Raw genomic sequence first — 1,334 nt, 5'->3', positions numbered from 1 at the left:
CACTACCAGACAGAAGAGGTGTCTTCCATCATGATAGACCATCAGCCCGACCTGAATCAACTGCCAAACGAATTAAAGCCTGCTTTTCAAGAACTGAAAGTGCTGAAACATCTTCAGCAAGCCGGGTTCCGTAAGCGATTCGGCTTTAGCTGTGCGCGGCTGTTCCAACTCGTCTTCGTTCTGCTGTTTCACCAGAAGAATTGGTTCCGACTGCTCGAGAGCAGCAAGGGCGACGCATTTCCCGGCAAGGATGCCGTCTATCGTTTCCTCAACCATGCAGGCTTTGCCTGGCGTCGTTTTCTGACGTCGCTCAGCGTCGCGACGGTGCAGAAGGTGAACGTGCTTACGTCGTCCAATCGGGACACCGTCTTCATCGTCGACGACTCCATGTTCGAGCGCAACCGCAGCAAAGCCGTCGAGTTGCTGGCCAGATTCAAAGATCATGCCACCGGCGCTTATTATAAGGGCTTTCGCATGCTCACCATGGGATGGTCCGACGGCCATACGTTTCTGCCGCTGGACTTCACACTGCTCAGTTCCAGCAAATCTGCCATTAACGGCATGAGCGAGAAGATCGACAAACGGACGAACGGCTATAAGCGACGTCAAGAAGCACTCCTGCCGGCTCCGCAGGTAATCGTATCGATGTTGGATCGCGCGCTTGCCGCTGGAGCCACGGCCTCCTACGTCTTGATGGACAGTTGGTTCACGCACGCGCCCCTCATTGGCGAAATCGTTTCTCGCGGGCTCGACGTGATCGGCATGGTCAAGAACGACAATAAGCGTTTCCTTGTTCAAGGCCGGAAGCTGTCGCTCAAAGAACTATATGCGGCAGCGCCTCCGGTGCAGCGTAAGAAACGGGGCATCCTCCGTTCGATTCAAACCGAGCTTGCCCCCGGCATACCGGTTCGCGTGGTATTCGTCCGTCATCGTACGAAGAAGAATGAATGGCTCGCGGTACTGTCAACGGATCTTTCCCTCTCCGTGGAGGACGTGATCCGCATTTACGGGATCCGCTGGGACATCGAGGTCTTCTTCAAGTGCACCAAGTCGCTGCTTCGTTTGCAGAAAGAGTTTCAAGGTCGCTCCTATGATTTGCTGATTAGCCATACGACCATTGTGTTTTCCCGCTATATTCTGCTGGCATGGCAGCACCGGCAAAGTACGGATGCTCGCTCGTTCGGCGGCTTGTTTTATGTGTTGTGCGACGAAGTTGGCACGTTGGACTGGGCGATCGCCTTGCAGCAACTGCTCGATCTGATCAACGAAATCGCAACGAAAGCAGGAAAAAAGCTTTCGGCTCTGATTCAACGTCAACTCCAGCAATGGATTGC

Annotated in this window: 1 protein-coding gene; it reads left to right on the top strand. The window is 54.1% G+C overall.

The features are described from left to right. Positions 1-30: 30 nt before the first annotated feature. Positions 31-1,334: IS4 family transposase (locus KJQ12_RS11070; RefSeq protein WP_213484720.1), on the top strand; the 1,304-nt coding region annotated here is incomplete at its 3' end.

Source organism: Thermobacillus xylanilyticus, assembly GCF_907165215.1.
In the GTDB taxonomy this organism is placed as follows: Bacteria; Bacillota; Bacilli; order Paenibacillales; family Paenibacillaceae; genus Thermobacillus; species Thermobacillus xylanilyticus.
The sequence above is the reverse complement of the archived record's forward strand: the minus strand, read 5'-3'. Positions and strand labels throughout refer to the sequence as shown.